Source organism: Pseudoalteromonas sp. BMB (genome assembly GCF_001709235.1).
Classification (GTDB): domain Bacteria; phylum Pseudomonadota; class Gammaproteobacteria; order Enterobacterales; family Alteromonadaceae; genus Pseudoalteromonas; species Pseudoalteromonas maricaloris.
Window position 1 is genome coordinate 25,050 of sequence record NZ_MBQA01000213.1, and the last position, 8,337, is coordinate 33,386.

Here is an 8,337-nt window from a genome sequence, read left to right on the forward strand (position 1 = left end):
ATTATGACGACAATTAACTTAGACATGCTTAATGAACTCCAAGCCATTAATAAAAAACTGGTGAGCGGGTATCATATCAGTGAGCAAGACACTACCCTTTGGCAAGAATTAGATCAGCAAATTGATAGCTATCAAGCGCTATTTTCAGCCTTAGGCCATGATTTACAGCACGATGCCCGTGGCTTTTACTATTTGGCAAGCGATGAAAGCACGCCAAATATGGGGAAAATCTCCCGTGCGATTGCCCTAACCATTTATATTTTGATTGAACACTATGCCAACCAAGGTAAAGATCCGCTTCGCGTACTATTTGATGAAAGCTGCGATTTAGAGCTAATGCAAACCATAGTGCAGCTCAATAAGCATCTTTTTGACCAGTTGGAGATTTTTTCGGGCTCAGATCTCAGAAAAGACGTGTTTTTACGTATGGTGAGACTGGGTCTAGCCCGTGAGGTTGAGCAAGGCTTTATGCTACTTGCACCGATTTATCGCTACATTGACGCGCTAATGGAAGTAAACGAAGAACAATATGATATTGAGGACGAGCTATGAGCGAGCAGTTGTACGGCTTAAGTAAACTAGCATTATTAAATACCGCCGGATACGCTAAATGTGTCATTCCTCTGGATAAAAGCGCGTCAATCTGCGCTCCGAATAACACCGGTAAAAGCTCGGTGATCAATGCGCTGCAGTTTCCACTTATCAACGATTTAAGACTGACTGAATGGGATGGTCACGATTTAGAAGAAACGCGTAAGTTCTACTTTTCTTCGGATCAATCCTATATATTGCTGGAGGCCAACCTCCCCCACGGCGATGTGGTCATTGGCGTTGCAGGACTGGGGAAAATAGCCGGTTACGCGCACCAGTTTTTTTGCTATCAAGGCAAACTGAATCTTGATGATTACACCCAAGGTAAAAGTATCATCAAGTACACTAAGCTATTTAATCACTTACAGGAAAAACAACTCAAACCTGTAGAGCTAAAAGCACAAGAGCTTAATGCCTTGCTCACAGGTGGCGCCACCCCATTTGATGGTGATATCAACCTGAAGATGATCCCACTGAATAATGTCCAAGATGCGCCTGTATACAAAGAAATATTCCGTCGTATTCTTAATCTGCATAAACTCGGCGCACAGGACGTAAAGCGCTTTATGCTCAAGGTGTTCGAACGCCATATGTCGAACTCGAAAGTCGACTTTTATGAAGTCTGGCGTCGCGCTTTCGATAAGGTCAACCGCGCTCGCCGTGAGCTAAATGCGCTGGAGTCGATGCAAGAGCCAATTTCAGCCCTTGAGAAAATGCTTGAAAATGAAGCGGTATTAAAAGGTAAACTGGCGGCTTACGCACCGAAACTCGATTTAGCTTTGGTTGAATATGATAACTATCACAACGAGCAATTTGCAGAGCTGGCAACACAGCTAGAAGACATCGAAGCCGAAAAGCGCGAATTTGAGTCTAAACAGCAGCTGTACGTCCAACAGTCTCGCGATATCGAGCGTAAGCAAACCCAAATAGAGCAATGGTTTACCGATTTCCACGCGTTAAAGCGTGAATTTGAACTGACTAATCATGCAACGCTTAAAACCAATTTAACGCTGTTGAAAAAGGAATATGAGCAACTTTCCTTCTCTATTAATAGTGCACAGGGGCAAAGTCTCCATACCCTTGATTTTCGCATCAACGAAACACAAAAGCAGATTAAGAGTTTAAAACTGCAACTCAAGAACCTTGAGTTCAACCTGTTTACTCGTATGCGTGAAGATCTTTCCTTAAAAGAAGTGGAAGAAATCTCACGGATCTTGAACCCAGATTTATTATCGTTTTCAACCACTTCTCAAGGTGAAATTGATATCACCGACGAAGATGCCTTTGGCGCATTTTTAGAGTCGCTATCTAAGTCAGTTCAAGGTGGTGAGCTTAAGGTGCCTGGTGCTACCGTTAAGTTGAAAAAACTAAGTCCAGTACAAATGCAAAGCGGTGAGAACAAAGCCCAATTGCAAGCACAGCTGGAGTCACTACAACAGTCGCTTAACGACTTAAAACAGCAGCGTGAAGTAGCCGCAAACGTCGCTGAAAAGCAAAAAGAGCGTGATGCGCTTTATGATGAACTCATGGCAACAGAAGCGGCCATGAAGCGCTTTGAGCAATATCAAACCATGTTGCAATCGGTCGATGCCCAACAAGCACTAAAAGAGCAACTAGAGATGGAACGAGAACAAGTTGACGAGTATTTACACGATATTCAACGTAATGCTGGTTCGATTTCAGACCGCCGCTCTATCATTAAAAGCAAGCAAGACTTGTTGGTGCGCCAAGCCGATCGCCTAAAGCAAGTGAAGTCAGAACGTATCGACCACACACTAGACCTATATTCGGGTAAGCTGGCACCGTACGAAATCGAAATTAACCTAGATTTTGATAACCTCTCAGAAGTGGTCCACCAATTTAATAAAGATTGTAATGAGCTTAGAAACTTAGACGTTAATGTGCGTAATACCTACTTGCATATCTACAATGCTGGGATCACTAAGTTTGAAAACGAGTCAGACGTTACTATTAAGTATCAAAAGCTGATCAGTGCGTATCATAACTTAGATAACGAACGAGATGCCGTCGATAAACAAGCACGAGTGGCACTCACTGAAGTGGCCGCAACCATTAAAGGACTGCGTCAAGACTTAGACCGCTTACGCCGAGAGATGAACAGCTTCAACAAAGGCATAAGCCAGCATCGTATCTCTAACTTGCAGGCATTCAAAATCAATGTCATCCCTCGTAAAATGCTAGTTGATAGCATAGATACCATTATCAGCACTTCAGATTTATATGAAAAAGGCGAAAGCTTAGACTTACTTAGTGAGCAGCCTAGCTCAGAAAAGTCTGTCAATGAGGCGAAAGATCACATCATCAAACTAGCAAGTGATAAAGCGGGATTGACGTTAACCGATCTCTTCGACATTCGCTTTGAAGTGGTCAACCGCGCAGGTGACACTGAGCACTTTGATAAAATTGACTCGGCTGGCTCTAACGGTACGCGGATCACTATCAAGCTTTTATGTGGCATGCTATTTATCCGCTATCTGCTATCTGATCAAGAGCAAGCAATGTATCGTATCCCAATTTACATCGATGAAGCCGCAGATATCGACCCACAAAACCAAAAGGCTATTATCGAAACCGCACTAAGCTTTGGGTTTGTACCAATTTTTGCATCGGTGAAACCACAGATCAGCTGTGACTACTTGGTGCCGATCCGCAGTGTCGCACAAGGTAGCCAAAACTGGGTGGATGAAAAAGACTGGATAGAAGTGGAACATTAATCCCAAGTTAATGTCTTAGACACAATTATTAAAGGATGCTTGTCTCTACCATTTAACGCCTTAACACGTTAAGGTAGAGCAAACATCCGACTAAGGAGTAAAGACACATGTTTAAGAATATTGTTATCGCCACTTTGGTGCTGATGTTAGCGGCCTGCGCCAAAACCCCTGATTGGGATTATGATAAGTCTGTACAATTCGCTAACTACAAAACCTATGCTTGGTCACCCGAAGCTGACCTAAAAAATAATGGTCGTGAATACCAGGTCAATGACTTAATGGAAAAGCGGATCCGCAGTGCAATTCAAAACGAAATGAGCAAACAAGGTTTCACCCTCACCGATCCGCAATCGGCCGACTTACTGGTTAACTATCACGCATCAGTTGATACAAAAATTGAATCTGACTCACTTCACACCACGTATGGTGCGCGTTGGAACTACTGGGGTATTGGTTGGCAAACACAGACCACAACACGTGAATATGAAGTGGGCACGCTAGTACTCGATATGATAGACAAAGCGTCTAATCAGCTAGTTTGGCGTGGTGCAAAAGAAGGTCGCTTACGTAGCAACCAATCACCTGATCAAAGAACAGCGTCAATTAACAAAACCATTTCGGAGTTGCTGGCTAACTTTCCCCCACAGCCACAACACTAGGCGAAAACCGGATCAAGCCTTGGCTTGATCCGAATTCCTCATCTTTATTCTGAAGGTGAACAATCTTAAGGTGAATAAGTCTGAACTTTATCTGTCAGGGCTTAATCAAATCCGACTTTCGCATAAATGCCAAACTCAGCCGTTCAACGCAACGTTATATTTTAAATCCTATTGTGATAACGGATGCTCAGCCAACTTGTATTGGGACATTTCCGAGTTAGGACTTTTGCTCTACTTTGTGAAATTAAGAACGATATGTATATGGCGAACGACCAAATAATGGACTAATAATGCTTGGCTAAACGAGTGAGCACAGCGAACCAAGCCAACTGATTTTTGTCCGCACTTTTAATTTGCCTTGTTATGGCGCGCTATCCTGTGAATAGATCTATGGCCTTTTCTCTACTGCTTAAGTCCCGCTTGTAGAACTCGCTGTAACCACAAGACTTGCAGCTAATATGGTAAAAGCGTTTATTATTGAATTGAAAAATTGAAGAAAACAACCCTCCTTTGCCTCGGAGTTCACCCACCTCAAATTCCGTATGTTGGCACTTAACACACTCAAATTTAAACTTATTTGTACTTCCCATCTTATTCAATACACCTGCTGCTTTGCGCTCAGAAGAAAGCTTTTCATTAGCTACACCACAGTTACCACATACCAGCTCTGGACTCTTATTTTTAGAGCCACACGCTATGCACTCCCATTTATTCTTCACTGTAAACTCCCAAGCGCTATTTCGCACCCTTTGGTTTAGGCGCTTGTTATATGAACTATTTACCGTGAAAAACAGACCAAAATGTTTCTCTGATTTTATGTAGATTCGTTAAATTTTCACCTTTTGAAATACAAAGTGCTGACCCAACGAATATTAAGACTAAAGGTAAAATAAAACTGAACATTTTGGCTTCAGCATCATTCCTTTCTACACCATTTAGATTAATAGCTACACTAGGGTCAAATAATGCATCAAAAGCTAAGTAACCCAAGATCACCCCTGCACATATTAATAAAATACCTATTAGACGTAATGTCTTTTTATAAACACTGACTGGTAAGAACACTCAGACCTCAAAGTTCATATAACGCCTCAGTTAAAAGGCAAAATTTGGTTGGCTACAATGTGAAGCAGAGCGAAACCAGCCAAAATAGCTATTGACGCCATAGTCGTTTGTTATACTTGCATACTTTCTACTTGTTTAATAGCTTCAAAAAATACTTGATGACATTTGAAATGAAGGGGCTCACCTAATTTATGCCAGAAGAATTGAAACTCGTGTCCGCCATCGTCTTGGGTATAGAAACTCCAGCTGTCAGGCAACTTTTCCGAAGTCTTACATAAAACAAAGTGCCAAACTTGATTTTGAAACCCGCTTTCCCAACTACCCATGTACTCTGTACTTAGTACATTTGATATGCCCGACTCCTCTTCAAGCTCCCTGAGAGCCGCATTTTCTAATGATTTATCGGTTAATTCTACCGTCCCTTTGACCAATTGAACATCAGCTTGAGGATGCTTAAAAAGTAACAACTCGCAAAAATCACCTGACTCTCGAATTATCAACGGGCAAACTTTAATTTCTCTATTTTGAAGTCTTGTTTTCACAGAATTTCCGCACATATAGACATAATTGACTCCCCACAAGGTGCTAGCCTCCGCATTTTCGTGGGTTAGCTAAAAGCCAGAGCTATAATTAGGTTGTCAAATAACTAAACAGCGGAGGCTAGCATGAACACGCTTGAATCGCTGACACCCACCACTGCGCTTGAATCGCTGACACCCACCACTAATTTGCACCTTCCTAAGATACCACCTAAAATAGTGTCCGGGTTTATTGAACCACAACAAATCGCTGGCACCCACCACTATTAGCATCAAAGCCAAGGAGGTGAAGTAAAAGAGTATAAAAATACTTCAATCACTTTGGTCAAAAACGTTCATCGATAGGTTCTTTTTTAGCACTCAAGCATATCTCTACACTAAAACAGGATTATCACGCACGACAAGGCGCTGCAAATACGACGGTTAGAAATTTAGAGTTGAAGAGCTTGCTCTGCTAAGCCAACAAGCGCTCGCAGTTTGTCAGATTCGTGGCCGTCGTTTTTGCAATGTTTCACAGTAAGCAGTTATTGTTCGCTCTCGACCAACAGCACCGTGAAATATCCGTGAAAACTGCGTAGTAAGTTTTATCCAGTGATAGAAAACAAGTGACACCCACCACTATTAGCACCTAAAATACGCTTTACGCCAAAATAGCCACCTGACGACGAAAGTTGGTATACCTGAAGTGAATCTGAGTCAAGCCTATCAAACCAGTATGGAGCTAAAGAGCATTGAGCTGAACCTGTCGCTAGATCTTCAGATATACCAATTTTGGGCGCAAAATATCTTAATACGTACCCATTTTAACCACTTACTGTAGTCACGATTAAAGCATGGTAATTACCAAGCTGTTTAAAGCGCATATCATCAGGCTTAAAATCTCTTACAGATTCTTTTGAGGGCAAGACTATAACTAAGTCTCGAGTTGAAAATACCTCAATAGCATCAACTGCCAAATCCGCTATTTCTGGCGGGACGACACATGTTTCACCTTTCCAGCTAGGCATCTCAAGAGTATACGCACCATTCTTTTTGGCAATTGAGACGTCTCCGTGTTTGCTGTTGAAAAGTACACTATCGAGTTTGTACTTAGAGATGATTGCAGCACCAGCCCCTAAGCTATCATGCCCACACAGGTTAATTTCCCCACCCAGCGCAAACCAACGAATGTGAAACTGTCCATTAATTTTGATAACAAAAGAGGTAACAGGAAGTCCTGCTTCACAAGTTATTTTCTGTAAATCTTCATCAGAAAGCCAACTATCAAGCTCTAATATACCACAAGGGTTACCAGAAGCCGACTCACCACCAAACACATCATATGTTTCTAATTTGATAACTCCCCCTCCCCCCTCGATTGCAATTTAACGCCTAAGCACACCGGCACGAGCTTGCGAGTGTCCGGCAGCCGAAGGCTGCGTATGGTTATATTTCGCTTCACCGGTGCGCCTTGATTTTATGAAGTTTAATAAGGTATGGGATCTGTATGATTGGCTCTAGACGAATTACTAACCCAGAACCGATAAACATGGTAGCTATAGTTATAAAAAGGCCTATGTAACCAAACACCAAGCAAGCATTTAACCCCCACTCCTTACCAAAAAGTAGGCCATAGGCACAAATACCATTTATTAAAATGATGGTGGATATCGACAATGGCATCAGAGCAAATGCCGGTCCCTCGTACTCTAGGCCAAACATCATGTAAGAAACTGAAAATCCAAAAAATAGAGAAGTAAGGTAGAAAAACGGGACTAGAGCCCCCATAACAATGAATATCCAGCCAAAAACCTTAATCCACGTCGGGACAAGCGCTTTACGGTACTCTTTCTTGCTAGTACCAGTTTCTCTATTTTCGAGTACCACTTCCATTATGTATCTCCCGAAATATAAAATTTTATTCGTGCGCGTGCGCGTTTACCTCGTTGGACCAATGAAAACGCGCACAGTTAACTATCAGTATGCAAAGAACTTATCAGCATTCTGCTAAATATACCATCTGGAAAAATGCGCATGCGCGTTTCCCAAACCTATTATTTCAAATCAAAAACAAATAACCTATTGATAAAAATAACATTTTTAATTTATTCATACGTAAAAGCGCTTGAATCGCTGACACCCACCACTAATTTGCGCCTTCCTAAGATACCACCTAAAATAGTGTCCGGGTTTATTGAACCACAACAAATCGCTGACACCCACCACTATTAGCATCAAAGCCAAGGAGGTGAAGTAAAAGAGTATAAAAATACTTCAATCACTTTGGTCAAAAACGTTCATCGATAGGTTATTTTTTAGCACTCAAGCATATCTCTACACTAAAACAGGATTATCACGCACGACAACGCGCTGCAAATACATCAGTAAGAAAATTCTAGAATTGAGAATGTGAGTTTTGCTAAGCCAGCAAGTGCTCGCAGTTTGTTAGGTTCGTCCGTCGTCGTTTTTGCAGTGTTTCGCAGTAAGCGGTTATTGTTCGCTCGCGTCCAACTGCACCGTGGAATACCCGAGAAAACTGCGTAGTAAGTTTTATCCAGTTTTCCGGTTCTATATTTAATCGAGTGAGTATGGGTTGTGACTCAAAGATATAGCCTCGCTTGTCGGCTCGAATACATTGGCCTGTGAGTTCAACCAATTCAATATAGGATTTGAGTTCAAAAGGCAGGCCTTTAGGCATATGTTTTCGTGGGCTGCCAGCAAAGCGTAGTAGACTTTTTGGTTGTTTTCCCAGCTTAGCGTGGTCGGTGC

The 8,337-nt window shown here is 42.0% G+C and carries 7 protein-coding genes and 3 pseudogenes; 3 read left to right on the forward strand and 7 right to left on the reverse strand.

The features are described 5' to 3' along the window. Positions 1 to 3: 3 nt before the first annotated feature. The 3 genes from BB427_RS22420 to BB427_RS22430 all read left to right on the forward strand — a co-directional run bounded on the left by BB427_RS22420 (position 4) and on the right by BB427_RS22430 (position 3,985). Complete coding sequence (locus BB427_RS22420) at positions 4 to 552, forward strand: condensin complex protein MksE (RefSeq protein ID WP_010371906.1); 549 nt, start codon at positions 4 to 6, stop codon at positions 550 to 552. Then, positions 549 to 3,326, forward strand: coding sequence for an ATPase (locus BB427_RS22425; RefSeq protein ID WP_069023384.1), 2,778 nt, complete (start codon positions 549 to 551; stop codon positions 3,324 to 3,326). The genes BB427_RS22420 and BB427_RS22425 overlap by 4 nt, the downstream gene beginning before the upstream one ends. Before the next feature lie 107 nt (positions 3,327 to 3,433). After that, positions 3,434 to 3,985, forward strand: coding sequence for a DUF4136 domain-containing protein (locus tag BB427_RS22430; RefSeq protein ID WP_010371911.1), 552 nt, complete (start codon positions 3,434 to 3,436; stop codon positions 3,983 to 3,985). 371 nt (positions 3,986 to 4,356) lie between these two features. On the opposite strand, the gene BB427_RS24655 is transcribed toward BB427_RS22430, so the two are convergent. The 7 genes and pseudogenes from BB427_RS24655 to BB427_RS24020 all read right to left on the reverse strand — a co-directional run. Beyond that, on the reverse strand, positions 4,357 to 4,704 hold the full coding sequence (locus BB427_RS24655; RefSeq protein WP_217492919.1) for a zinc ribbon domain-containing protein: 348 nt from the start codon (positions 4,702 to 4,704) through the stop codon (positions 4,357 to 4,359). 55 nt (positions 4,705 to 4,759) lie between these two features. Beyond that, positions 4,760 to 5,050 (reverse strand): hypothetical protein, encoded by a 291-nt coding sequence (locus tag BB427_RS22440; RefSeq protein WP_139119096.1) that lies wholly within the window; start codon positions 5,048 to 5,050, stop codon positions 4,760 to 4,762. 110 nt (positions 5,051 to 5,160) lie between these two features. Beyond that, the gene (locus tag BB427_RS22445; RefSeq protein WP_217492920.1) at positions 5,161 to 5,592 is read right to left on the reverse strand and encodes an NUDIX hydrolase; all 432 of its coding nucleotides are present in this window, start codon (positions 5,590 to 5,592) and stop codon (positions 5,161 to 5,163) included. Between the two features lie 451 nt (positions 5,593 to 6,043). Then, a pseudogene (locus BB427_RS24770) lies at positions 6,044 to 6,183 on the reverse strand (transposase); the annotation flags it as partial. Further along, positions 6,174 to 6,905, reverse strand: a pseudogene (locus BB427_RS22450) (PhzF family phenazine biosynthesis protein). The pseudogenes BB427_RS24770 and BB427_RS22450, both read right to left, overlap by 10 nt. Before the next feature lie 121 nt (positions 6,906 to 7,026). Then, positions 7,027 to 7,461 (reverse strand): hypothetical protein, encoded by a 435-nt coding sequence (locus BB427_RS22455; protein WP_069023390.1) that lies wholly within the window; start codon positions 7,459 to 7,461, stop codon positions 7,027 to 7,029. Positions 7,462 to 7,987: 526 nt separating this feature from the next. Beyond that, positions 7,988 to 8,337: pseudogene (locus BB427_RS24020) on the reverse strand (transposase); the annotation flags it as partial.

Coding starts and splice junctions, on each gene's coding strand:
- BB427_RS22420 (WP_010371906.1), top strand. CDS start 4: ATGACGACAATTAACTTAGACATGCTTAATGAACTCCAAGCCATTAAT.
- BB427_RS22425 (WP_069023384.1), top strand. CDS start 549: ATGAGCGAGCAGTTGTACGGCTTAAGTAAACTAGCATTATTAAATACC.
- BB427_RS22430 (WP_010371911.1), top strand. CDS start 3,434: ATGTTTAAGAATATTGTTATCGCCACTTTGGTGCTGATGTTAGCGGCC.
- BB427_RS22455 (WP_069023390.1), bottom strand. CDS start 7,461: ATGGAAGTGGTACTCGAAAATAGAGAAACTGGTACTAGCAAGAAAGAG.